Genomic DNA, 23313 nt, shown 5'->3' with positions numbered 1-23313 from the left:
TGTGAAGTAAATGGCTATTTTATATTCTTCTTATATTCACTAAGTGTAATCTTTAGTAAATTAATAATTAATCTGGTAAAATAAAAAATCTAACATATATAAAGGGGAGTTTTACTTGAGAACGATGCGACAATTATTACAAAAGAGAGCAATGCAGTCACCAAATTTGGAAGCGCTTGTAGGAGGGAAGAAAAGATATTCGTTTCAGCAATATAATGAACGAGTAAATCAGCTTGCACATTATTTGTTACATAATGGTGTGCAAAGAGGAGATCGTATAGGAATACTATGCAAAAATAATCACCCATTTCCAAGCGTTATGATGGCAAGTTTAAAAATTGGAGCGGTATTTATTCCGCTAAATCATCAGCTTACTGTATATGAATTAGAAACGATTGTAAAAGAAGCGAAATTAAAAGTGTTAGTTATTGATGAAGAATTTAGTGAAGTGTTATTAAATGTTGATGCTGTTAAAGAAATTCCTTATGTAATTCAAACGACAAAAGAAGGTTTTGGTTCATTTGAATTAGAGCTGCAAAAACAGCCAACGACAGAACCGAACGTAGAAGTTCATGAAGAAGACGACGCCATTTACTTATTTACTTCAGGAACGACTGGACAGGCGAAAGCATGTGTAATTGGACATAAAAACTTACATCATTATTTTGCTGAAATTGCGGGACAAAGAGAAATCCCAGCAGGTGAACGCTTTTTATCTGTGCATCCATTGTTCCATATGAGTGGCGTGCTTTCTATTTTAAATTGTATTTATCATGGCGTTACGATGATTTTCTTAGCTGATTCGAATCCTACTCTTATTTGGGATAAGATTGAAGAAGAGAAAATTACTACGATGCTTGCGTTCCCTGCTGTTTATAGTTACATGCTTGATGAATTAAATAAAAAAGAACGTAATATTTCAACCTTTAAAGTAGCACAAAGCGGTGGTACAAAAGTGCCAGAAACACTCATTCAAAAATATATGGAAAAAGGAATATATATGGTGCAAGGTTATGGTAGTACAGAAGGTTGGGTTGTAACCTCATGGCATCCAATGATGGGAAAAGAAAAGATGTCTTCTGTAGGAAAGACCTTGAAAAATGTAGAGGTGAAAATTGTTCATCCGGAAACAGGACATGAACTAACAACAAATGAAGTTGGAGAGATTCATGTGAAAAGTCCATACATGTTTAAAGGATATTGGAATAATGAAAAGGCGACAAAGAAGGTAGTAAAAGATAATTGGTTTAACATGGGTGATGCTGGCATGATAGATGATGATGGATTCCTGCATATTATGGGAAGATATAAAGATGTTATTATACGCGGTGGTGACAACGTATATCCAGATCAGGTAGAAGATGTTATTCATGAAATACATGGTGTTTTAGAAGTTGCAGTAGTTGGAGTTCCGGATGATTTTTGGGGTGAGGTTCCAAGAGCTTATCTTGTGAAGGATGGCGAAACAACATTAACAGAAGAAAGTATTACTCAGTATTGTAAAGAGAAATTAGCAAGTTATAAAATACCAGAAGTAGTATTCATAGATGAGTTACCGAAAAACGCTTTAGGAAAAGTGTTGAAGAGGGAATTACGAGATGCAGTTCTTGTGAAATAGAAAATTATGAAACGATGGAGAACCCAGTTATGTATAAGGCATGACTGGGTTTTTATGTATCAAAAACATAATGATTTACTAGATTTTGTATTTTGTGTAAGATAATAAAGAATATTCAAAAAACAATCGAGGGAAGAGATATAAATGAAGCTACCGCTATTACAGGTAGAGACAGAGAGACTGATGATCCGTCCGTTCCAAAATGATGATTATGAAAGTTGGTTAGATCAATTTTCTTATTGATTATAAAAATAAAGAAATGGACAAATAAGGGGAAAAGAAAATGAAGACTATAAATGTATTTCATTACGACGCATTTACGAATAAACCAAATAAGGGAAATCCAGCAGGTATTGTATTAGAAGCAGATGGATTAACGGAAGAGGAAATGCAAATTATTGCTGAAAAAGTTGGATATAACGAAACAACTTTTGTTCTTTCCTCAGAAGTAGGAGATATAAGAATGCGCTATTTTACACCTGGTTTTGAAATGGATTTATGTGGTCATGGGACAGTAGGGACGATATATGCCTTGCGCGAAAAAGGTTTATTAGAAGAGAAAAGTAACCTTACGATTGAAACGAAGGCTGGGATTTTACCGATACAAATAGGTGTAAATAAAAATGGAGAACCCTTTATTAAAATGAGACAGGCAGCACCTCAGTTTAAAGAATTTACAGGTTCAAAAGAAGAATTAGCTCATAGTATCGGTTTAGAAGTAAATGATTTAGATGTAAGTTTACCGATTGTATATGGAAGTACTGGTAATTGGACTGTAATTGTACCGATTAAAAATCTTAATGCATGTGAGAGAATGAAACCTAATAATGCTGCATTTCCATCAGTATTAAAAGAAATACCTAATGCTTCTATTCACCCAATTTGTCTAGAAACTTATGATGAACTAGCACAAATGCACGGCCGTCATTTTTCATCAGCTTACGCTGGGACGATTGAAGATCCAGTGACAGGAACAGCTTCAGGTGTAATGGGAGCGTATTATGCGGAGTATTTAGAGAAAGATTTTGAACATGAATTGGGTTTAATCGTTGAGCAAGGACAGGAAATAAATAAAGATGGTCGTGTAACTGTTTATGTAACGAAAGGGATAGAAAACGAAAAGTTACAAATAGATATTGCTGGAACAGCGGTGTATGTGAAAGAGTTTGAAATTTCGATATAAAGTGAAATTTTAATCAGTGGGGCTCTTACTGCCCAGTGAATAGCGGGATAAAAAGAAAGCCCGGAATACATCCGGACTTTTATTATCTGTTCAATACTTCAATGTACGAAGCATTTCCAGTTGTTCTTAAAGCGGAGCGGAAATTATTATTTTCTAACGCCACAGCAACTTGTTGTAATTGCTGTGCATCATCATGATGAATAAGTAAGCTGTCAGCACCGCTTTCTTCTATATGAATGTGTTCAATATTTCCAATGGCATCATGTACAGCTTTTAAAAATTCAGGTTTCATATGTGTCCTCCTATATGTATGTAACGTTGTAATTTAGTATTTCCTTATTTATGAAATATAAAAGTAAATGAAGGGAGAAATAAAATGAATATAAAGCAGTTTAACGAACATATAACATCACTATTTGGAGAGGACCTTCATAAATACGGCGATGATGAATATGGTTTTACTCATATAAGTAAAGATGAATTTCACAAAATCGGTTACACAACAAATTTGACATTAGAGACGATTGAAGAAGCGTATAAAAATGGAGTCGATATGATAGTTACACATCATGCACCATGGAGTTTTTTATTTGGTATGGAAGAGGCTTGTATTGAGAAATTGAAGCAATATGAAATGAATCATTTTTGGATTCACTTGCCGTTAGATTTTGTAAAGTTTGGCACGTGTACATCGTTATTTAACGGAATTGGGATAGATAAAATACTGGAATATTCCACGTATGAGGAAGAAGAACTACCGGGAATAGGAGAATATAAAGAAGCGATTCCTTTTTCAAACTTAGTTGGAAAACTTGAAGAAAAAATGGAAGAGAAAGTGAAGAGCTGGAGAAATCACGATAAACCAGTAAAACGGATTGCGATTTTAACCGGTGCAGGAAACAATACAAATTTGATTGAACGTGCATTAGAAAAAGGGTGTGACACGTACATAACAGGTGAAAAAACATTATATACAGTGCAACATGCGAAATTTAAAGGGATTAATTTAATTGTAGGCAGTCATACGTTTACAGAAGTGTTTGGTGTAGAAAGTTTGGCTCATAAATTACAAGACATAGACCCTGCAATAGAAATTATTAGAGTATATGAAGAGCATTTAGAGTGATAAAATCACGTTATCATAAATGAGATATGGAAGAAAGCCATTGTAATAAAATAAAATTGTTGTTTGTTATATTAGGATGGTTGGGAGGATTTCCCTTGCGTTTGTCAAATAATAGTAAAGTTGTCTTTTGAATTAAGGGAATCTTCCGAATTAAAGGGTGAGAGAATGGACATTTCAATAATCACTGCACAACTAGTTAAGGAGAAAGTGATTTCACATTATCCAAATAGTGTAAAAGTGTTAAACGGGGGAACGGCAAGTACTATATATTTGTTAGATAAGCAATATGTTGTAAAGTTGAATGAATCGGATGTCATACGTGAAGAAGCTTATTTTCTTCAGTTTTATAAAACTGAAGAATTATTTCCAAAGCTTTTATATAAGGAACCTTTAAATCGCTATATTGTTTATTCATTCCTTGAGGGCACAACTTCTTGCAAACTAAGCCACAAACGGAGTGTTCTTTGTAAACTTGTAAAGGAAGTTATCAATAAGTATGAAGTGGCTACAGAGGTTGATGGCTGGGGATGGAAAGAAAATCCGGTTCAATCTTGGAATGAATTTTTAACAACCAATGTGATAGAAGCTTATGAAAATGTAAGACGTTACATAAGTGAAGAAGAGTATAGAACGGTTCTTAAGTTAGCAAATAGTCCAAGTAGGGGGACTGGAATAAATCAGCCATTCTTATTGCATGGTGATTTTGGATTTCATAATTTTATATTTCAAGGAATTAAGCTGCATGGTGTAATTGATCCTTTACCAGTGTTAGGAGATCCTATATACGATTTAATTTATGCGTTCTGTTCAACCCCGGAAGATTTAACAAAAGAAACAATCGATTATGCGATGAAACAATATGTATTTCATAAAAAAGACCGTGATTTATATGAAGAAATAGTCATAGGATTATATTTGCGTATAGATACATGTTTACGGCACCACCCGAAAGATTTAGAAAATTATTTAGCAGCTTGGCGTTATTGGATGGGCGAGGTTGAGGTGACTTTATAGTACAAATATTTTTGGGGAGATAGTGAGATGAATGTTTCAGAAGCGAAAAAGGATTTACTGTAATTCTATTGTCATTTCCAGTTGTCTATTTACTTACTTTTATAAGTTTAATGATTGAAAATAAAAAAGCAGATCATTATCAACAAAAGTCAGCTTAATAAAAATATAGGGATAGGGGAAATTATGATGAAAAATTTCGTTTGTACAACGTGTGGCGTGCAGTATGCAGCGAGTGTAGAAGAACCGGTGAGTTGTCATATTTGTGATGAAGAGAGGCAATATGTGAATCCAAAAGGACAATCTTGGACGACACTAGAAAGCTTACAAATTGGTGATACATATAAAAATGAAATAATCGAAGAGGAAAATGGACTTTATAGTATTACGACAAAACCAGGATTTGCGATCGGTCAAACGGCATTTGTAGTGAAAATAGAGTCATATCGTTTACTGTGGGACTGTATTACGTATTTAGATGAAACGACAATTATGAAAATAAAAGAGCTTGGCGAATTAGATGCGATTGCATTGTCTCATCCTCATTATTATTCAACGCAAGTAGAATGGGCAGAGACATTTGATGTACCAATTTATATACATGAAGATGATAAAGAGTGGGTGATGCGTCCGAGTAGTCGTATTATTTATTGGTCTGGTGAGTCTTTACAATTAGCTGATGGATTAGTCATTCATCGTTTAGGGGGACATTTTAAAGGTGGATCTGTCTTACATTGGGAAGAAGGTAATGACGGAAAAGGAATTTTGTTAACAGGTGATATTATTCAAGTTGTAGCAGATGAGCGGTGGGTAAGCTTCATGTACAGCTATCCAAACTTAATTCCACTACCAGCGAGAAAAGTGGAAGAAATGGTGAATCGAGTGAAGCCGTTACAGTTTAATCGTTTATACAATGCTTTTCATCGAGTAGTAAAAGAAAATGCAAATGAGGCGGTTGAACGTTCTGCTGAAAGATATATAAAAGCAATAGAAGGAAAGTTGTTTCATACGTAAAAGGAGAGTAGCTTAATGAAAACGTTAGTATGCTTTGGAGATAGTATTACAGCTGATGAAACATTTTTTGATGGAATGCCAAGATTAACACCACGTTTGCAAGAAATGTTGCCGAACTGGAAAGTAGAGAATGCAGGTGTTCCAGGTGATAATACATTCGATGCGTTAAATAGAATTGAAGAAGATGTAATATCATATAAACCAGATTTCGTAACAGTTTTTCTTGGTACGAATGATGCAGTTTCTTTTTCTCAAGTGTCATTACAAGCATATAAAGAAAACTTAGAGAAGATTGTGAACCAAGTTTCATCAGATAAAGTACTACTGATTAGTCCTGCACCAGTTGATGAAGAAAGACAGCATAATAGAACAAATAGAGTGCTGAGTCAGTATGCAGACGTGGTAGAGGAAGTGGCAAAAGAAACAGGAAGCTATTTTCTAAATTTGTATGCTGAAATGATTCAAGAACGGGATTATAAAAGATTTGTAGAAAATGATGAAAAAGATGGATTACACTTTGGGCCAGAAGGTTATGAGTATGTAGCGAAGTTAATTGGTGAAAAGTTAAAAGGGATTTTATAAGGAGCAAAGCACTTAGTGCTTTGCTTTTTCGTATTTCTTTCGCAGTCCATAAACTTATTGATCGCTGTAATTTGGACAGATATTTTGCGTTTTTATCCCGCATTAACTGTCCGTAAACGCCCCATTGGTGAGGGCTAATAATCAGTGGGGGATGAACAAAAACCCCACTGATTAAAGTTTCACTTTATGTGCTTAAAAGGCGAGTTCTGTTTTAAAGTAATATAAATTTATTTTTAAAAATTTATATTTCGTAGTTGAAAATCAATAAAGGTGTAACTATAATAGTTACAGTGAGTTTGTTATTTTGAAATGTACACATTGAATTACAAGAATGAAGGGAGTTTTTATGTAAATCAAAAAGTTATAAAGATCTATTAATTTTCATAATAAGATAAAATGCTTTTCGGTTCATACACATTATGAAATATGTTATTTCTAATAGAAAACTAGAGGTGGAAAAATGAAAAATTTTAAAGGTATGTTGATATCATCACTTGCAATTACAACTTTTGCTGGGGTAGGTACGACATTTGTAACAAATACAGTACATGCTGCTAATGACGATTCTAGTAAAATACAAGTTCGTTCTAATAAGAGTATAAATACAACAACTGGCTCGAGATTCCCTGTATTATCATCAGTCAATCCTTATGATGAACCTAGATTTTCGAGACAGGGATATCTTGAAGAGGCACCTTTAGGAATTAATGCTCCTTATGCTTGGGGAATTAAAGGAGGGAATGGTCAGGGGACAACTTTTGTAGATTTGGAAGAAGGCTGGTTATTAAATCATGAAGATTTAGTCGGTCAAAATATTGAATTTATGTCTGGAAAAATGAGTAATGATCTTTCTCATGGTACTTCAGTTCTAGGTGTTGTTTCTGCAGCTGACAATGGGATTGGGAACATTGGAATTGCACCAAAAGCAAAGGCAAAAGTAATTTCAGTGATCCGAGACAATGGGAGAATTGATGTAAGAGATGCTATTTTAAGTGCCGTAGATTCTTTACAGGCTGGAGATGTTTTATTAATAGAAGAATCCTTTAAATATGATGGATATGGAGATGACCCTTTACCAGTAGAAGTATACCCGAGTATATTTAACGCAATTCGCAAAGGTACAGATAAAGGCATTATTATTGTAGAAGCAGCTGGTAATGGTGGGATTGATTTAGATGAATTTAAAGACCGTAATGGTAAACAGATTTTAAATCGAAACAGTCAAGACTTTAAAGATTCAGGAGCTATTATAGTGGGAGCATCTACTGCAAGAGTTCCTCATAAACGTTTAGCTTTCTCTAACTATGGTAGTAGAATTGATGTATATGGTTGGGGAGAGTATGTTGATACATTAGATACATATCAAAATCAAAATAGTAAAGGACAAAAAGTTACAGATCAGAACATAATTAATCGTTATACTTCTAATTTCCGTGGTACTTCTAGCGCTTCGCCTATAATTGCTGGGGCTGCTGTATCGATTCAAGGGATTGCTAAAGAACATTTAGGTAAGGCATATACACCAAAAGAATTGAGAGCAATTTTAAGTAATCCTAATACAGGCACAAAGTCTAATAACCCATCATCTGATAAAATAGGGGTTTTACCAGATTTAAAAGCGATTTTGTCTAACCTTGGATTTCATAGTGATTTGACTACCAATGATCCTATGGTATTTCCAGATAACGTAGAAAAAAATGAAGGAAAAGAAAATTCAACTTTCGTATTTCCAGGTGAAGAAACAAAAAGAACAGGTGATAAAAATTCAACTGTAACCTTCCCAGAAGAAGATTTAAAACAGGAGGAAAAAGAAGAGGGATTGATTGTTTTTCCTGATTAATAAAAAAATACTACCTTCCATTTGGAGGTAGTATTTTTTATTTCTTGTCATTAACAAGCAGGCATGAAATTTGTATTTGTTTATCTTTTATAATGAATTTAACTAAAAAAATCGAATATTTGACTGTTAATTTACTTTTTTGTCTCAATCAATTACATGAATCAATCTAGAAATGCTTGCTGCAATGCTCTCAGTCCATCACTGTAAATGCCATGAAACAGATTAATTGCCTCTTCATCACTAACTTCAACAGGAGTGAACGTACCAGACCACTCTACTAACGATGTGTTCCTTTCAGTACCTCCTTTAACCTGGATTGTAGATAAATAATTAGTGACTGGGAATGGTGCATTCATGATTGAATATGTGTAGTAGCGCTCTTTATCATTGAATACTTCTAATCGTTCTATAATTGTATCGCCATCTGGATTAGCTAGATGACGTACACGACCGCCTTCAGTTAATTTACTGCTAGGTATATAAGGTAACCAGTCTGGAAGGGAGTTGAAACCTCCGATTAATTGCCATACTTGTTCCGGTGAAGCAAAAATTTCCATAGATGTAGTAGTATGTGCCATATTCATTACGCTCCTTTTCATCCCGGTATTTACGGGTAAATAATCAGTGGGGGATGCTCCCACTGATTAAAGTTATATTATTATTTTACGTTGATTGGTAGTGGTGCATTAGGTGCTACTAATTTTTGTTCGCGCATTTCTTCCCAGAATGCTGCTGGAATTACTGTGTTTAAGGCATTTTGGTCTTCTACAATGCGTTCCGGTTTACTTGCACCAGGAACAACAGCAGCAACTGCTGGATTGGCTAGTGAAAATTGTAGTGCAGCAGCTTTGATGCTGATTTCGTGACGATCTGCAAGAGCTTTGATTTTCTCAACTTTTGCAATAATTTCTGGCGATGCTTTTTGATATTCGAAGTGAGCGCCGCCAGCAAGAATACCTGAGCTATATGGGCCACCAACAACAATATCCATATTATGCTTTACAGCTGCAGGCATTACTCGTTGCAATGCACGTTCGTGGTCTAATAATGAATAGCGACCAGCTAGTAAGGATATATTTGGTTTCGCTTCTTCTAAATCAAGCATAAGTTCAATTGATTCTACTTTGTTTACTCCAAGCCCCCAGCCCTTAATAACTCCTTCTTCACGTAAACGTGTTAGCGCACGGAATGCTCCTGTTCGAGCTGTTTCAAATTGTGAAATCCACTCATCACCATAAAAGTCTTGTGCTAAATCATGAATGAAAACAAAGTCTAGACGATCTGTTTTTAAACGTTTCAAACTTTGCTCGATAGAACGAAGTGTTGCATCTGCGCTATAGTCATTGATCATTTTATTTTTGCGACCAAATTCGAAAAGTCCGCCTTTTTCACCTAAATCACGTGCAGATGGATCTTCTAGTTCATCTGAAATCGTTCGACCTACTTTGGTGCTTAAAAAGTAATCATCACGATTTCTTTTTGACAGTGCTTCACCAAGACGGATTTCCGCTAATCCAGATCCATAAAGTGGAGCTGTATCAAAGTAACGAACGCCATTCTCCCAAGCAGCATCCACTGTAGCGATTGCTTCTTCTTCTGGGATATTACGGTACATATTTCCTAGTGGTGCTGTACCAAACCCGATTTTTTCTTTTAGTAATTTACTCATTATAGATATCCTCCTAAAATGTATTTGAAAATTATTTATTCATTGTGAATGGATATGAAAATGAAAACATGTCATTTCATCGTCTGACAAAATGTATGATAAAAATACTCACTTTAAAGTACAGGTACTAACAGGTAATTTCTAACACTGCATGACTCACTCAACTCTTACAAATGCTATTATGAAATGTATTTTACATAATGAAAAGTACGTACTTTAAAGTGATATAGATACTAAAAAGTAATACAGGTACTTTTTGGTGCCGTACTACTCATCTGCTGTTTACGTATGCTATTATGAAACATGTTTAACACAATAAAAAGTACGTACTTTAAGGTGCTATAGATACTTAAAAGTAATATTTAAATATTTTAGCTTATTTGTCTTATAAAATTATTAAAGGAGATTTTTATATGAAAACATACAATATTCCTGTAGAGGCAACTTTAGAGGTTATCGGTGGAAAGTGGAAAGTAGTTATCCTTTGTCATTTAAAGAAAGACAAAAAGAGAACGTGCGAATTAAAACAATTAATGTCTGGTATTACACAAAAGATGTTAACGCAACAATTACGTGAATTAGAAGAAGATGGTGTAATCGAGAGAAAAGTGTATAACCAAGTGCCACCAAAAGTAGAATACTCTTTAACTGATTACGGTCATTCTTTAGATTCTATACTCGATACTCTTTGTAACTGGGGAGAAAATCATCTTGAAAAGAATGGTAACACGTCTATGCTTATAACCGCAGCTGAATAAAGAAAGAAAAAACGAACGAGAATACGTTCGTTTTTTCTTTTTGTATAGAGGGAGATTTTTAAGCAGCATAATTACTTTTTTGTAATATAGGTACTTTTTTGTGCTGTAGGAACTAAAATGTGCCGTATAGAAAATTATTTATTTTTACGTAACAATAGATAAGGAATTTATAAAAAAGGAGAGGAGATCGCGTGAAACAATATAATATACCTATAGAAGCAACTTTAGAAATTATCGGGGGAAAGTGGAAGGTCGTTATTTTATGTCACTTAACAAAAGGGAAGAAGCGAACGAGTGAGTTACAACGTTTGATGCCTGAAATTTCTGTTAGAATGTTAACGCAGCAACTACGTGAGCTGGAAGAAGATGGTGTGATTACACGTGAAATTTACAAAGAAATTCCCCCTCGAGTAGAATACTCCCTAACCGATTATGGGTGGTCTTTACAAAATGTATTAAATCAATTAACCGCGTGGGGAGAACGATGCATAGATAGAAAAAACACAGAAGTTAAGTGAAATCTCTATATGTAATATTGAAAACACCACCTAATGACGAGGTGGTGTTTTTCGTTTTAAAACTTTAGAAAGTTGTTATGATGGAAAGTAAAATTTTTGAGGACCTGTTTCAGTCATGGGTACTTAAAAGTGCCTACATCACTTTAAAGTACGTACTATGCTTCATAATATAACCGTTTTATAATGACACTCGTAGCAAGAAGTCATAACGATTTTAAGCTATGTTCAAAAAAACTTATTAACTAGTATAGTTTTTTGTTCAATTTTTTAGTAGGAGATGTTTTTATGGTTGAAGAACTTTTTTATAAAAAAATACTTAAAAATCTGTTTTCAGATCCAGTTCAAATTACACTTTGGAATGGAGAAACAATACAATATGGCGAAGGGGAACCTCAATTTCATATAACATTCCATAAGCCGCTCTCAAAAAAAGAAATTGCTAAGGATCCTTCTATTGCATTCGGTGAAGCATATATGAATGGAGACCTTGAAATAGAGGGTAATCTTGAAAAAGCAATTCAATCTATTTATAAAAGGCAGGATAGCTTTTTAGGTGATAGTAAGTTGCAATATTTCAAAAGTAAATGGAATTTCTCAAAACAAAAAAATAAAGAAGATATTGCTCACCATTATGATATTGGGAACGATTTCTATAAATTATGGCTTGATGAGACAATGACATATTCTTGTGCGTATTTCCAAAATGAACAAGATTCTTTAACGACAGCGCAGCATAATAAAGTGAATCATATTTTGAAAAAGTTGAACCTTCAAAAAGGTGATACGCTATTAGATATCGGTTGCGGGTGGGGTGAGCTCATTACAGCTGCCGCTAAGCAGTACGGTGTGAAAGCGATGGGAGTAACATTAAGCGAGGAACAATTTGCAAAGACTTCCGAGCGAATTAAACAAGAGGGACTTACGGATTTAGTTGAAGTATCTTTACTTGATTACCGCGATATTAAGAATCGTAAATTTGATAAAATTGTTAGTGTAGGTATGATCGAACATGTAGGAAAAGACAACATTACGCAATACTTTGAAACAGTTAACAAACTACTAAATGATGGCGGGATTTCTCTGCTGCATTGTATTACTTCTCCGGCTAATGGTGGTGCTACGAATGGTTGGATTGAAAAATATATATTCCCTGGTGGGTATGTTCCTGCTGTTAACGAATTAATCACGAACATGACAAACGAACAATTTTTCATTGTTGATGTGGAAAGCTTACGTAGACATTACGGGAATACATTACAACATTGGGCTCGAAATTATGAAAATGTACTAGAGGAAGTTCGCAAAACGAAAGATGAGCGATTTATCCGCATGTGGCGTTTATATTTAAATGCATGTGCAGCTTCGTTCTTTACAGGTAATATTGATTTACATCAATTTGTATTTACAAAAGGGATTAATGATACAATTCCGATGACACGTTCTTATATGTATGAATAAGAGTATATAACTAAGTAGCTCTCAAGTCATTGAGTATAAATAAAATGATGATAGGATATAAGTCTATAACGTAAAGTCGAGATGGGAATCAGAAAATGATTTCTTTCTCGACTTTTTGATATATAATTTTGAAATTAAAACTATATACTTTTAAAGATAAAAATATATAATAAATGTAGAAACGAAAATTTATGAGCAAGGAAGTTGAAGAACATGACATTAACAATGGGCTTTATTGGATTTGGAAAATCAGCTAACCGTTATCACCTACCTTATCTAAAGACACGTAATAATATAAAAGTAAAAACAATTTTTGTACGTCAAATAAATGAAAAATTAGCGGCTCCATATGAGGAAAAAGGTGTTTACTTCACTACTGATTTAGACGAATTGTTGAATGACAAAGAAATTCAAGTTGTGACGATTTGTACGCCAGCACATACGCATTATGAATTAGCAAAAAAAGTTATACTAGCCGGAAAATCAGTTATCGTTGAAAAACCATTTTGCGATACAGTAGAACATGCGAAAGAATTATTAGCTTTAGGACGAGAGAAAGGTGTAGTCGTTATGCCTTATCAAAACCGTCGTTTTGATGGTGATTTTTTAGCTGTAAAGCAAGTAGTTGAGCAAGGATTCCTTGGTGATATTATTGAGATTGAATCACATATTGATTATTTCCGTCCTGGTTCAATCACTCATGAAGCTCCAAAAGAAGAAGGTTCATTTTACAGTTTAGGTATTCATACGATGGACCGTATGATTTCATTATTTGGCCGTCCAGATACGGTAACATATGATATTCGTAATAATGAAATGGAAGGTGCGGTTGATAACTATTTCGATGTTGGTCTACATTACGGAAATCACCTGAAAATTAAACTGAAAACGAACCATGTCGTAGCGAAAGATTATCCACGCTTTATCGTTCATGGAACAAATGGATCATTTATTAAATACGGTGAAGATCAGCAAGAAAATGATTTGAAAGCGGGGATTATGCCTGAGAGTGCAGGGTTTGGTGAAGATTCACCGATGTATTATGGAATTGCTAAGTATCGTAATGCAAATGGTGACTGGATTGAAAAACAAATTAAAACACCGCTTGGTGATTACGGTCGTTTCTATGATGCAGCGTATGCCACAATTGTAAATGGTGCACCAAAACTTGTGAAAGATGAAGAAGCAGTAACGAATATTGAAATCTTGGAAAACGGATTTGCTGCCCCATCACCTTCAGTTTACAAACTTGAGGCTTTACATTTGAATGAATAGAAGAGAGTTTGCGGTATAAAGGAGGTATGGAAATGGCAAGCGGATCAACACAAGTAAAATACCTCGGCATTTATCAAAAGATTAAACAGCAAATTTTAGACGGTGAATATAAAATCAACAAAAAAATTCCGAGTAGCTCCGTCCTTGCTGAAGAATTCGATGTTTCAGCACTTACGATTAAAAAAGCGCTAGATCTATTAGTAAGAGACGGCTACATTATCCGTCGGCGCGGAAGTGGAACAGTGGTACAAGATTGGCATCAGCAGGAAAAGGCACGAATGATTCAAACTTTAACAGGTACGAAAGCTGTTTACGGTAGTGAGGTAGAAAGTAAAATTATCGAGTTTGCGATTGTAGGTGCTGATGAAGTAGTTGCTGAGAAATTGGGAGTTTCAATTGGTGATTTCGTCTATAAAATCATTCGCCTTCGCATCATTCACAGCATTCCGACGATTATGGAGCATACATGGATGCCAATTTCGGTTATCCCAGGTGTTGAGGCTTCTGTTTTAGAGGAGTCGATATACTCACATATTCAAAATAAACTTGGTCTTGAAGTAGGGACATCTGTTGTCAGGGTTAAAGGAATTCGCCCAGATGATAGGGAAAAGCAGTTTATGAACTTAACAAATCAGGATTTCCTAATGCGAGTTGAGCAAGTAGCTTACTTAACGGATGGACGAACTTTTGAATATTCTTACGCAGATCATTTACCGGAAACCTTTGAGTTTGAAACAGTCATTACGGCAAAAAATTATAAAGAGACATAAAAAACGGTTGAGGCAAGTATTGTCTCAACCTATTTTATGTCTTCTACAGTTATTATTCATCAGCAGTAATCAGCATGGATGTGTTCCCGGTTTTTTCAAGATGAACTTCTCCCCAGGAACAGAGGGAATCAAGTATAGCTCCTAAAGACGAACCGTAATCCGTTAAAGAGTACTCTACTTTCGGTGGTACTTGGTCATATACTTTCCTTTGGATTACACCATCTTCTTCTAGTTCCCGTAATTGTTGCGTTAACATTTTTTGCGTAATACCAGGCATTAAACGTTTTAATTCACTCGTTCTTTTTGTTCCTTTTTTTAAATGACAAAGGATAACAACCTTCCACTTTCCACCAATAACTTCTAAAGTCGCTTCTACAGGAATATTATATGTCTTCATAAAAAAAACTCCTTTGATGAATTTAGATTACAGTTGTGAGCCTACATCCGTTGTAATACTAAAATTATTTCTTTTTAGTACCTATAACACTTTAAAGTGCGTACTATTTATTGTGCTAAATATCGGTCATAATAACCGATGTAAGAGAGAAATAAGCAGAATGGCACTTGAAAATGCATATGTTCCTTTTTAGTACCTATAACACTTTAAAGTGCGTACTATTTATTAGGATGAATATAATCCATAATAGCACTTGTAAGCAAGAAATGCGTGAAATGTGCTTTGAAGGAGCCATCATGCTATGGGGAATTTTACATGAGAATAATTTGTTGTGTTATTAAAATTAATCCAAGACTTAACAGTTGATTAATCGAACTGTAAAGTTTAAAATTACAGTAAGATTTTTAAAAGTGAGTTGTTAACGTCTGTAAAATGTAGCATGAATAATAGAGATAAATGAAACATTGCTGAATAACTAACATTATGTGAATTTGATTCTAAACTGTAATTTTTTTTAATACATTTCAATAAGCGATATTTAAAATGTACGTTTAATAACATTAAAGGAGTGAGTTAAATATGGTAATTCTATATACAACAGCAAGCTGTGCGTCATGCCGAAAAGCGAAAGCATGGCTTGAAGAGCATCAAATTGATTATATTGAAAAAAACATCGTATCAAATTCTATGACAGTTGATGAGCTTAAATCGATTCTTCGTTTAACTGAAGAGGGGGCTACTGAAATTATTTCAACTAGATCCAAAACTTTTCAGGACTTAAATATAAATATTGATGAGCTCTCGCTAAATGAATTTTATACATTAATAATTGAGCATCCACTAATGTTGCGTCGCCCGATTATGCTGGACGAAAAAAGATTGCAAATTGGTTTTAACGAAGAAGAAATTCGCAAATTTTTACCACGTAGCGTCCGAACATTTTTAAACATTGAACTGCAAAAGTTGGCTAATTAATAAGTAATATTTTTTAGGAAAAGTGGTATGAAAGGAGGAAGCAGAAAATGATAGAAGTATGTGTTACAGTCAATTATAACGATAGAAATTATCAAACAAATGTTATTGTAAGTAAAGATATGATATGGACAAAAATTAAACAATTGGCAGAAGAACAAGTCAAAAAACAGTGGGGCTTTTAAATTGGATTATTTAAAAAGTGAAGTTACACGTTAGAGGCTTTAACTAAATCTAAGACTTTTCAGGACTTAAATATAGATAAGAAATTTGTATGAAAGGAGGAAGAAGGAAATGATAGAAGTATGCGTTACAGTTAATTATAACGATAGAAATTATCAAACAAATGTTATTGTGAATAAAGATACGATATGGAAAAAAATTAAACAGTTGGCAGAAGAACAAGTGAAGAAACAGTGGAGTGTTTAAATGTATTTTTAACTTAAAAAGCTAAATGAAGTTATGGAATCTATTTCTTTATGCTAAGAGTGGTTCTTATATATTTTAACGTTCAACTAACCTATCTGTAATGTTTATGGCTACAGTATGTTAATATAGGAGAAACAATATTTTTGATTGTAGGAGGAAAACAATGAACAGCGACTTTACCTTGGCCATACACAGTTTAACTTATTTAGCTTTACAGCCAGACCGGATGTCAACAAGTAATGCTATTTCAGAAAGTGCAGGTGTACATCCAGTACGCATTCGCAAAGTACTAAGTTTGTTAAAAAAACATAAGTTTATACAATCGAAAGAGGGGACTGGTGGCGGTTTTATTTTCGCTCGCGATTTAGATGAAATTAATCTTTGGCATATTTATCAGATAACCTCTGAAGGTGCTTTGCAGCCGAAGTGTCCAGAATCAAACAATCAGTGTGTTGTAGGTTCGAACATGCGAAAAGTTCTTTTCGCTATTTTCTTAGGTGCTGAAGAGCATCTAGGTGAATACTTAAAGAATTATACAATGAAAGAAGTTGTTGACCTTATCAATCAAGAGCGTTAAGCGGCTTAATTATTATATAGCCGTGAGTTCTTAACACTTAAATGTAATGAAAAATATTACAGTATAATTTGTTTTTATATCTTTTTTATCGTCACAAAAAATATTTATAGGAAGGTGAAACGGTATGATGTCAAATAATAATCATGTTTTAAAAGTAGGAGATTGGGTTCGTGGAATATCAAATGAAGGTGAATTAATAGTTGGTTATATTGTATCACTTGATGATGTAGAGGATATAGTTACAGTTAGTATTGTGAAACGTGACGGCCAGTACACAATAAACGAAGCGATTTTACTCTTTAGTAAACACGTTAACAAACTCCCTGAATTAAAGGTAATAAATAAGGAACAAATCCTTTATCTTATAGATCTTGCATTATTAACAGGGGATGAAGAATGGTTTATCGAGCTTTCTTCAAAATTAAACTCGATAAAAGAGCTAGTTAATGAGGGATTTTAAAATTTAAACTTTTGAGGGTGCACACAATCCGCCTTATGGGACACAATTACTTTTCGCATAAAAGGAAATGATGTAAAAACGATTCATTACAAACATAGAGATATCCCTGAAGAAGAGCCGAACAAACTACAATTAAGATGATATTGAAGTGATTTGTTTGTGTATTCCTGATAACGATAATTATGTAAATGAGCTGTCCATATGGGGCAGCTTTTTTGTTTTTTGCTCAGTGTAGCTTTTTAAAATGTATATGAATTCAATATTAATAATATATATCCTAAAATTTGGTTTTTTTATTTTGGGATTTTTTTCTTTTTACCTACATTAATTATTTATTAGAATATCTTTTGTGTTTAAAATAAAATTTTTTGATAAAAGGGGATATAAGTATTTTTATAATAAGTCACCTAGAAAAACAATGTATTATTGTATTTTTTTACTAACTAATTCAGCTTTAAGCGATAAAAACAATGGCTACATGCTAACTGTAAAATATTATCCATATAAAATTATTCCGCTTTAATATTTCTGAAAATATAAAAATATTAATTTTATAAATATACACGTTATAATGAGGGCGTCGAGAGAAATTTTATTATCTCTGGAGAAAATATAAAAAATGCGATTATTAGTAAGAAAGGTGTGTGATTAGAGGCGAAATGTATGTAATGTGCTTCAGTGGCTTGTGTAAGCAATATCATCAGTGCTACCGAAGTTATGAAAGTAAAGTATAGAATTGAGAAAGAAATGCCTCGCAAATTAAGAGAGGCCGGTTTAGCTAAAATTACTGTTAAAAGTAAAAAAGAGAAACCATTAAAGTAATACACTGTTATTAGAAATGTTGCAACGTATTTATGAAGTCTATTCTATATTGTTCTCTTAAGGGGTCTTTATATAAAGAGCGGATATTACGAGTGAACTTTTTTGTGAACGCTAACAATTATATTAGGACGCTAATTAGCGAATGTTTCAATTTGGATTCATTATGATGAAGGACATACAATGTGGGGCAACTTGTAAGGAATTCATTTTCCGAAAAGGGAATATTTGTTAGGTGTAAAGAGAGATGCAGGAATAGATACAAGGGGGAGTTATTATATGAACGGGAATACTGCAAAGAAAATAGAAGTTCAAGCTGAAAATACCGCACTAAAAAATGAGCAATATGCAGATCCGAAAAAGTGGCATAAGCAGGATACTACATGGGCACTCAGTCTATTTGGAACTGCAATTGGAGCAGGGGTGCTCTTTTTACCGATTAATGCAGGTTCAGGTGGTTTATTATCTTTACTACTAATTACATTGCTTGCATATCCAGTTATGTACTACTCACATAGGGCACTTGCTAAAATGATATACGCTTCTAATTCTGCTGATGAGGGGATCACAGGTACAATTAGAGAGTATTTCGGAAATAAAGCGAGTATCATTTTTAACATCGTATATTTTGGTTCAATTTATACAATCGTACTAATGTATTCGGTTGCGCTTACAAACACTGCAAGTAGTTTTATCGTGCATCAATTGCACATGCCAGAACCTCCAAGAGCTATTTTATCACTTGTATTAGTTCTTGGTCTTATCGCTATACTGAATTTTGGTCAAGATATTACTGTAAAGGTAATGAGTATGTTAGTGTATCCTTTCATAGTTTCTCTACTTTTTATCGCAATATCTTTAATTCCACAGTGGAATACGTCAATGCTTAGTTTTTCAGCTGTTTCAACTGCTTCAACAGGAACAGGCTATTTTGGGACGATATTGATGATTCTACCAATCATCGTATTCTCATTTAATCATTCACCTATGATTTCATCATTTGTTGTGAAACAGAGAGCTACGTATGGAATCGAAGCCACTGATGCTAAATGTGCGCAAATACAAAAGGTTTGTTATATCATGACATTCGCTGTTGTTATGTTCTTCGTTTGGAGTAGCGCATTGAGCTTGACTCCAGATGATATAAAAATGGCAAAAGAACAAAACTTATCAATTCTTTCATATCTTGCTAATGAGCTTAATTCGCCTGTAATCACTATTGCAGCTCCAATTATTGCTTTTGTGGCTATTACAAAGTCTTTCCTTGGCCATTATATAGGAGCATTTGAAGTAATGCGTGACATGATTATTAAGTTCGGTAAATCACGTGGAAAAGATATTGAAGAAAAAACAATTAAGACAATAATCCTTACTTTTGTTGTATTATCATGCTGGTTTGTTGCTTATACAAATCCAAGTATTCTTGGACTTATTGATTCTCTAAGCGGTCCTTTAGTTGCTGCTATCTTATGTCTATTACCGATGTATGCGATTCAAAAAGTGCCAGTACTAGCTAAATACAAAGGGAAAATGAGCAACGTATTTGTTATTATTGTAGGTGTACTTACTGTCTTAGCAAGTATTAAGTCATTATTCTAATTCACTACTGTTGGTTTTAGTATCAAAATAGTTGGATCTGAGAAAATAAGGAGCAAGTTTTGAATAGTTTTTTTCAAAACTTGCTCTTAAAATATTCTAAGGAATTAATTTTACAAATAAGTTTATTCATATTAGTCATCTAGTGTTTTGGTCATATACTCATCCAATATTATCAAGACTTAAATCGGAAAATTTTAAATATCAAGCGCCTAACGTATTATATATCCCTAATATGTTAGGCGCTTTTATTTTGGATAATAAATTTTGAACCTGAATTTGAATAGTATATTTCTCTATTTGATGCTTATTTAATATTGTAAAATTTGTATTGAAAATTCGAGGTTTTAAAAGTATCATATACATATTCAAACATTTGAAGATGTATATGATACTTTTTGAAATTGAGGAAAAGTAACGGAGGGATTTCAATGGGAAACGAAATGCAACAATTTAAAGCAGATTTCTTTAAAGCCTTAGCACACCCTTTGCGAATAGGTATTTTAGAATTATTGTCAGAAGGTGAAAAAAGCGTAAATGAAATTCAAGATATTTTAAATAAGGAAGGCTCAGCTGTTTCTCAGCAATTAAGTGTACTACGTTCAAAAAATATTGTTGTTGGTAGGAAAGATGGAAAAAGAGTTTTATATTCTTTACGAGACCCTATTATTGTGGATTTATTGGTGGTTGCACGGAAGATTTTTAACAACCATTTAATTGATGCGATTTCAATGTTAGAAGAGCTAGATGGAGCAGAAAGTGAAATGATGGCTAAGGAGGGATAGGTTGAGTATTGAGGTTAAGAAAGAAGATATCATCCAACATGGAATTGAAACATTTCGCTCATTAGGAGCTCATTACGTTTGTGAAGTTTGTATAAAAAGTGGAAATTCTTGTTGTTTTTCATGCCAACATTTACAAGATGGAGTTGGATGTCGAAAAAGAAATACTGCTTGTACAGCTTGGTTATGTGGAATTCAAGGTTTTTTATTTGATCAAATAGGATTACTGGATGAATGGAATCGTTTTTGGAGTGAAATTCCAGGACAAATGTTTCGTAGAGATATTACTCCAGATAAGGTAAGGATTAGATCGTTTATTGATATAAAGAAGCTAGATAGTCGAGCCGGAGAACGTTTAGCAGAAAGATTGAAATCCTATGTACAACAAGGTGGAGATATAGGTGAATTGGAGTGTCATTTAAGTAAAACATATAGTAAATATTAGGATGTTTTTTATTTTTGTGAAAAGGACAATTTTCTGTATAAGGGACCGAGAAATACATTTGTAATCCAGATCTATTAAAAATAGAAAAGAAGGGTTTGTAATGAGAAAGTTATTTACAGGAAGGTTTGAAGGATATTCATTAGCACATTTTCAAAAGGATCTTCTTTCAGGAATGATTGTTGGAGTTGTTGCGATTCCACTTGCTATGTCTTTTGCTATAGCCTCTGGTGTTAAGCCAGAGTATGGGATTTATACAACCTGTATTGCTGGAATACTCATTTCACTGTTTGGTGGTTCGAAGTATCAAATTGGAGGACCTACAGGTGCTTTTGTTCCGATTCTTTTAGGAGTTGTAATTACCTATGGATACGAAAATTTACTACTCGCGGGTTTGTTAGCTGGAATTATTTTATGTCTTATGGGAATCTTCAAACTAGGCTCTTTAATTAAGTTTATTCCACGTCCTGTAACAATTGGTTTTACTTCAGGTATTGCTGTTATTATCTTTACGGGACAAATTGCTAGTTTTTTAGGTTTAACAGGTATAAAAAAGCATGAGGAATTTCTAGCGAATTTGAAGGAACTCTTCACTCATATCAGTACTACCAATTTTTATAGTGTTATAACTGCTTTGATTTGCTTTTTTGTTATACTCATAACACCAAAGATTTTACCAAAAGTGCCTGGTTCATTAGTAGGTGTTGTTATTTCAACTGTAATTGCAACTGTATTTTTCTCAGGTCATGTACCTACTATTGGTACAGCATATGGCACGATTCCAAATACACTTCCTCAGTTTGATATACCAGAAATCACATTAGAACGTATAAAACAGTTAATTGGTCCTGCATTTGTTATTGCGATGCTCGGTGGAATTGAATCGCTTTTATCCGCTGTCGTGGCAGATGGTATGACAAATAGTAAACACAACAGTAACAAAGAGCTTGTCGGTCAGGGGATTGCAAATATTGTTACCCCGTTATTTGGCGGGATTCCAGCAACTGGAGCAATTGCTCGTACAGCGACTAATATTAAGAGTGGGGCTGTATCTCCGATGTCGGGTATTATTCATGGGGGATTTGTGTTATTGACACTTTTACTGTTAGCTCCATATGCTTCACATATTCCTCTTGCTAGTATGGCTCCCATTTTAATGGTGGTAGCTTGGAATATGAGCGAACAAAAACATTTTTATCACATACTCAAAATGAAGACAGGAGATTCCCTTGTATTACTAGTAACATTTTTACTTACTGTATTTACTAGTTTAACAACAGCTGTGGAGATTGGTCTTATTTTAGCTGTTATTTTGTTTACAAAACGTATGAGTAATATGCTTGTTATATCTAAAGTGCTTCCTGATCATACAAAAAAGAATGAAAAATTGTTATCGCATGTGGTAAATAAAGCTCATGATTGTCCACAAATTAGTATTTATACAATAGAAGGGCCATTATTCTTTGGGGCTGCTCAAACATTTGAACAAAATATTTTAGCGACTATTCATTATAAACCTAAAGTTTTAATTTTACGTATGGGAAAAGTTCCTTTTATTGATACCACAGGAGAGTCTTACTTTAGGAATATTGTTCAGCACTTCAAAAAACAAGGTGGCGTACTTCTTATTTCTGGAATTCAATCAGAGCTAAAAGCCAATCTAGATAAGAATGGATTGTATGCTGAAATTGGGAAAGAAAACTTTTTTGATCATACCGGGGAAGCAATTAATTGTGCTTTAGGACATCTGAATACAAAAAAATGTATAGGGTGTAAGCATTTTGCTTTTCATGAGTGTACAGGGCTTTCTCAGCAATCTCAGGAAATCAATACAATAAAGAATAAAGTAAATGCATTAGATTTTTAAAAATTTCACTTCACATACAAAGTTTGTTTGATTTAATCTACTTTTTCATCATTTTATTAAAAAATAGAGAAGAAGAAGGTTTGCTTTGGAGAATGTGGAGAAGATTTTTTACAAGGTGTGAACAAGTAGTTTTTTTATACATTCAACAAA

25 protein-coding genes and 3 pseudogenes are annotated in these 23313 nt (G+C 33.8%); 24 read left to right on the top strand and 4 right to left on the bottom strand.

Annotation, left to right across the window (positions count from 1 at the left end; all coding sequences use genetic code 11):
- Positions 1-124: 124 nt before the first annotated feature.
- The 3 genes and pseudogenes from DN399_RS16615 to DN399_RS16610 all read left to right on the top strand — a co-directional run bounded on the left by DN399_RS16615 (position 125) and on the right by DN399_RS16610 (position 2801).
- Positions 125-1618 (top strand): class I adenylate-forming enzyme family protein, encoded by a 1494-nt coding sequence (locus DN399_RS16615; RefSeq protein ID WP_094194628.1) that lies wholly within the window; start codon positions 125-127, stop codon positions 1616-1618.
- A gap of 144 nt (positions 1619-1762) precedes the next feature.
- A pseudogene (locus DN399_RS28270) lies at positions 1763-1855 on the top strand (GNAT family N-acetyltransferase); the annotation flags it as partial.
- Positions 1856-1901: 46 nt separating this feature from the next.
- On the top strand, positions 1902-2801 hold the full coding sequence (locus tag DN399_RS16610) for a PhzF family phenazine biosynthesis isomerase (RefSeq protein ID WP_006924229.1): 900 nt from the start codon (positions 1902-1904) through the stop codon (positions 2799-2801).
- Positions 2802-2883: 82 nt separating this feature from the next.
- On the opposite strand, the gene DN399_RS16605 is transcribed toward DN399_RS16610, so the two are convergent.
- Positions 2884-3093: a hypothetical protein gene (locus DN399_RS16605; protein WP_000801642.1), complete on the bottom strand. Its 210-nt coding sequence runs from the start codon at positions 3091-3093 to the stop codon at positions 2884-2886.
- Positions 3094-3177: 84 nt separating this feature from the next.
- Between DN399_RS16605 and DN399_RS16600 the strand changes: the two genes are divergently transcribed.
- From DN399_RS16600 to DN399_RS16580, 6 genes and pseudogenes are all read left to right on the top strand, one after another.
- Positions 3178-3927, top strand: coding sequence for a Nif3-like dinuclear metal center hexameric protein (locus DN399_RS16600; protein WP_006924228.1), 750 nt, complete (start codon positions 3178-3180; stop codon positions 3925-3927).
- Positions 3928-4092: 165 nt separating this feature from the next.
- Positions 4093-4941: an aminoglycoside phosphotransferase family protein gene (locus DN399_RS16595; RefSeq protein WP_149149832.1), complete on the top strand. Its 849-nt coding sequence runs from the start codon at positions 4093-4095 to the stop codon at positions 4939-4941.
- Positions 4942-4982: 41 nt separating this feature from the next.
- Positions 4983-5099 (top strand): annotated as a pseudogene (locus tag DN399_RS28755) (DUF7010 family protein); the annotation flags it as partial.
- Between the two features lie 25 nt (positions 5100-5124).
- Entirely contained in the window at positions 5125-5952 is an 828-nt protein-coding gene (locus DN399_RS16590) for an MBL fold metallo-hydrolase (RefSeq protein WP_149149831.1), read from the top strand.
- A 15-nt stretch (positions 5953-5967) separates the two neighbouring features.
- Positions 5968-6534: an SGNH/GDSL hydrolase family protein gene (locus DN399_RS16585; protein ID WP_006924222.1), complete on the top strand. Its 567-nt coding sequence runs from the start codon at positions 5968-5970 to the stop codon at positions 6532-6534.
- Positions 6535-6994: 460 nt separating this feature from the next.
- Entirely contained in the window at positions 6995-8374 is a 1380-nt protein-coding gene (locus DN399_RS16580) for a S8 family peptidase (RefSeq protein ID WP_149149830.1), read from the top strand.
- A 161-nt stretch (positions 8375-8535) separates the two neighbouring features.
- On the opposite strand, the gene DN399_RS16575 is transcribed toward DN399_RS16580, so the two are convergent.
- The gene (locus tag DN399_RS16575) at positions 8536-8952 is read right to left on the bottom strand and encodes an SRPBCC family protein (protein WP_149149829.1); all 417 of its coding nucleotides are present in this window, start codon (positions 8950-8952) and stop codon (positions 8536-8538) included.
- 80 nt (positions 8953-9032) lie between these two features.
- Positions 9033-10043, bottom strand: coding sequence for an aldo/keto reductase (locus tag DN399_RS16570; RefSeq protein WP_006924216.1), 1011 nt, complete (start codon positions 10041-10043; stop codon positions 9033-9035).
- A gap of 413 nt (positions 10044-10456) precedes the next feature.
- Here DN399_RS16570 and DN399_RS16565 point away from each other — a divergent pair, with 413 nt between their 5' ends.
- From DN399_RS16565 to DN399_RS16545, 5 genes are all read left to right on the top strand, one after another.
- The gene (locus DN399_RS16565; RefSeq protein ID WP_000860820.1) at positions 10457-10801 is read left to right on the top strand and encodes a winged helix-turn-helix transcriptional regulator; all 345 of its coding nucleotides are present in this window, start codon (positions 10457-10459) and stop codon (positions 10799-10801) included.
- A gap of 191 nt (positions 10802-10992) precedes the next feature.
- Entirely contained in the window at positions 10993-11319 is a 327-nt protein-coding gene (locus DN399_RS16560) for a winged helix-turn-helix transcriptional regulator (RefSeq protein ID WP_006924211.1), read from the top strand.
- A gap of 285 nt (positions 11320-11604) precedes the next feature.
- On the top strand, positions 11605-12777 hold the full coding sequence (locus DN399_RS16555) for a cyclopropane-fatty-acyl-phospholipid synthase (protein WP_006924209.1): 1173 nt from the start codon (positions 11605-11607) through the stop codon (positions 12775-12777).
- Positions 12778-12990: 213 nt separating this feature from the next.
- Positions 12991-14052: an oxidoreductase gene (locus DN399_RS16550; RefSeq protein WP_006924208.1), complete on the top strand. Its 1062-nt coding sequence runs from the start codon at positions 12991-12993 to the stop codon at positions 14050-14052.
- Between the two features lie 32 nt (positions 14053-14084).
- Complete coding sequence (locus tag DN399_RS16545; protein ID WP_006924206.1) at positions 14085-14822, top strand: GntR family transcriptional regulator; 738 nt, start codon at positions 14085-14087, stop codon at positions 14820-14822.
- A gap of 52 nt (positions 14823-14874) precedes the next feature.
- Here DN399_RS16545 and DN399_RS16540 read toward each other — a convergent pair whose 3' ends face one another.
- Positions 14875-15219 (bottom strand): winged helix-turn-helix transcriptional regulator, encoded by a 345-nt coding sequence (locus DN399_RS16540; RefSeq protein ID WP_000860831.1) that lies wholly within the window; start codon positions 15217-15219, stop codon positions 14875-14877.
- A gap of 579 nt (positions 15220-15798) precedes the next feature.
- Between DN399_RS16540 and spxA the strand changes: the two genes are divergently transcribed.
- The 10 genes and pseudogenes from spxA to DN399_RS16490 all read left to right on the top strand — a co-directional run bounded on the left by spxA (position 15799) and on the right by DN399_RS16490 (position 23163).
- A complete protein-coding gene (spxA, locus tag DN399_RS16535; protein WP_000236189.1) occupies positions 15799-16194 on the top strand; it encodes a transcriptional regulator SpxA in 396 nt (131 codons plus the stop codon).
- Between the two features lie 47 nt (positions 16195-16241).
- The gene (locus DN399_RS16530) at positions 16242-16376 is read left to right on the top strand and encodes a BA3454 family stress response protein (protein ID WP_023522573.1); all 135 of its coding nucleotides are present in this window, start codon (positions 16242-16244) and stop codon (positions 16374-16376) included.
- Between the two features lie 109 nt (positions 16377-16485).
- The gene (locus DN399_RS16525) at positions 16486-16620 is read left to right on the top strand and encodes a BA3454 family stress response protein (RefSeq protein ID WP_023522572.1); all 135 of its coding nucleotides are present in this window, start codon (positions 16486-16488) and stop codon (positions 16618-16620) included.
- A gap of 163 nt (positions 16621-16783) precedes the next feature.
- The gene (gene saiR / locus DN399_RS16520; protein WP_001083465.1) at positions 16784-17197 is read left to right on the top strand and encodes an Rrf2-family transcriptional regulator SaiR; all 414 of its coding nucleotides are present in this window, start codon (positions 16784-16786) and stop codon (positions 17195-17197) included.
- 124 nt (positions 17198-17321) lie between these two features.
- Entirely contained in the window at positions 17322-17657 is a 336-nt protein-coding gene (locus tag DN399_RS16515) for an IDEAL domain-containing protein (RefSeq protein ID WP_149149828.1), read from the top strand.
- Positions 17658-17664: 7 nt separating this feature from the next.
- Positions 17665-17798: pseudogene (locus DN399_RS16510) on the top strand (DUF3888 domain-containing protein); the annotation flags it as partial.
- 957 nt (positions 17799-18755) lie between these two features.
- Positions 18756-20075 (top strand): aromatic amino acid transport family protein, encoded by a 1320-nt coding sequence (locus DN399_RS16505; RefSeq protein ID WP_001014168.1) that lies wholly within the window; start codon positions 18756-18758, stop codon positions 20073-20075.
- Between the two features lie 428 nt (positions 20076-20503).
- Positions 20504-20857, top strand: a complete 354-nt coding sequence (locus tag DN399_RS16500) for an ArsR/SmtB family transcription factor (RefSeq protein ID WP_006924203.1) — start codon at positions 20504-20506, stop codon at positions 20855-20857.
- Between the two features lies 1 nt (position 20858).
- A complete protein-coding gene (locus DN399_RS16495; protein ID WP_149149827.1) occupies positions 20859-21299 on the top strand; it encodes a DNA mismatch repair protein in 441 nt (146 codons plus the stop codon).
- Positions 21300-21399: 100 nt separating this feature from the next.
- Entirely contained in the window at positions 21400-23163 is a 1764-nt protein-coding gene (locus DN399_RS16490; RefSeq protein WP_001228485.1) for a SulP family inorganic anion transporter, read from the top strand.
- Positions 23164-23313 lie beyond the last annotated feature (150 nt).

The sequence above is a fragment of the Bacillus sp. AR4-2 genome (genome assembly GCF_008274865.1).
In the GTDB taxonomy this organism is placed as follows: Bacteria; Bacillota; Bacilli; order Bacillales; family Bacillaceae_G; genus Bacillus_A; species Bacillus_A cereus.
The sequence above is the reverse complement of the archived record's forward strand: the minus strand, read 5'-3'. Positions and strand labels throughout refer to the sequence as shown.

Excerpts from the sequence above, each read along its gene's own strand:
- DN399_RS16615 (WP_094194628.1), top strand. The coding sequence starts at position 125 with ATGCGACAATTATTACAAAAGAGAGCAATGCAGTCACCAAATTTGGAA.
- DN399_RS16610 (WP_006924229.1), top strand. The coding sequence starts at position 1,902 with ATGAAGACTATAAATGTATTTCATTACGACGCATTTACGAATAAACCA.
- DN399_RS16605 (WP_000801642.1), bottom strand. The coding sequence starts at position 3,093 with ATGAAACCTGAATTTTTAAAAGCTGTACATGATGCCATTGGAAATATT.
- DN399_RS16600 (WP_006924228.1), top strand. The coding sequence starts at position 3,178 with ATGAATATAAAGCAGTTTAACGAACATATAACATCACTATTTGGAGAG.
- DN399_RS16595 (WP_149149832.1), top strand. The coding sequence starts at position 4,093 with ATGGACATTTCAATAATCACTGCACAACTAGTTAAGGAGAAAGTGATT.
- DN399_RS16590 (WP_149149831.1), top strand. The coding sequence starts at position 5,125 with ATGATGAAAAATTTCGTTTGTACAACGTGTGGCGTGCAGTATGCAGCG.
- DN399_RS16585 (WP_006924222.1), top strand. The coding sequence starts at position 5,968 with ATGAAAACGTTAGTATGCTTTGGAGATAGTATTACAGCTGATGAAACA.
- DN399_RS16580 (WP_149149830.1), top strand. The coding sequence starts at position 6,995 with ATGAAAAATTTTAAAGGTATGTTGATATCATCACTTGCAATTACAACT.
- DN399_RS16575 (WP_149149829.1), bottom strand. The coding sequence starts at position 8,952 with ATGGCACATACTACTACATCTATGGAAATTTTTGCTTCACCGGAACAA.
- DN399_RS16570 (WP_006924216.1), bottom strand. The coding sequence starts at position 10,043 with ATGAGTAAATTACTAAAAGAAAAAATCGGGTTTGGTACAGCACCACTA.
- DN399_RS16565 (WP_000860820.1), top strand. The coding sequence starts at position 10,457 with ATGAAAACATACAATATTCCTGTAGAGGCAACTTTAGAGGTTATCGGT.
- DN399_RS16555 (WP_006924209.1), top strand. The coding sequence starts at position 11,605 with ATGGTTGAAGAACTTTTTTATAAAAAAATACTTAAAAATCTGTTTTCA.
- DN399_RS16550 (WP_006924208.1), top strand. The coding sequence starts at position 12,991 with ATGACATTAACAATGGGCTTTATTGGATTTGGAAAATCAGCTAACCGT.
- DN399_RS16545 (WP_006924206.1), top strand. The coding sequence starts at position 14,085 with ATGGCAAGCGGATCAACACAAGTAAAATACCTCGGCATTTATCAAAAG.
- DN399_RS16540 (WP_000860831.1), bottom strand. The coding sequence starts at position 15,219 with ATGAAGACATATAATATTCCTGTAGAAGCGACTTTAGAAGTTATTGGT.
- spxA (WP_000236189.1), top strand. The coding sequence starts at position 15,799 with ATGGTAATTCTATATACAACAGCAAGCTGTGCGTCATGCCGAAAAGCG.
- DN399_RS16530 (WP_023522573.1), top strand. The coding sequence starts at position 16,242 with ATGATAGAAGTATGTGTTACAGTCAATTATAACGATAGAAATTATCAA.
- DN399_RS16525 (WP_023522572.1), top strand. The coding sequence starts at position 16,486 with ATGATAGAAGTATGCGTTACAGTTAATTATAACGATAGAAATTATCAA.
- saiR (WP_001083465.1), top strand. The coding sequence starts at position 16,784 with ATGAACAGCGACTTTACCTTGGCCATACACAGTTTAACTTATTTAGCT.
- DN399_RS16515 (WP_149149828.1), top strand. The coding sequence starts at position 17,322 with ATGATGTCAAATAATAATCATGTTTTAAAAGTAGGAGATTGGGTTCGT.
- DN399_RS16505 (WP_001014168.1), top strand. The coding sequence starts at position 18,756 with ATGAACGGGAATACTGCAAAGAAAATAGAAGTTCAAGCTGAAAATACC.
- DN399_RS16500 (WP_006924203.1), top strand. The coding sequence starts at position 20,504 with ATGGGAAACGAAATGCAACAATTTAAAGCAGATTTCTTTAAAGCCTTA.
- DN399_RS16490 (WP_001228485.1), top strand. The coding sequence starts at position 21,400 with ATGAGAAAGTTATTTACAGGAAGGTTTGAAGGATATTCATTAGCACAT.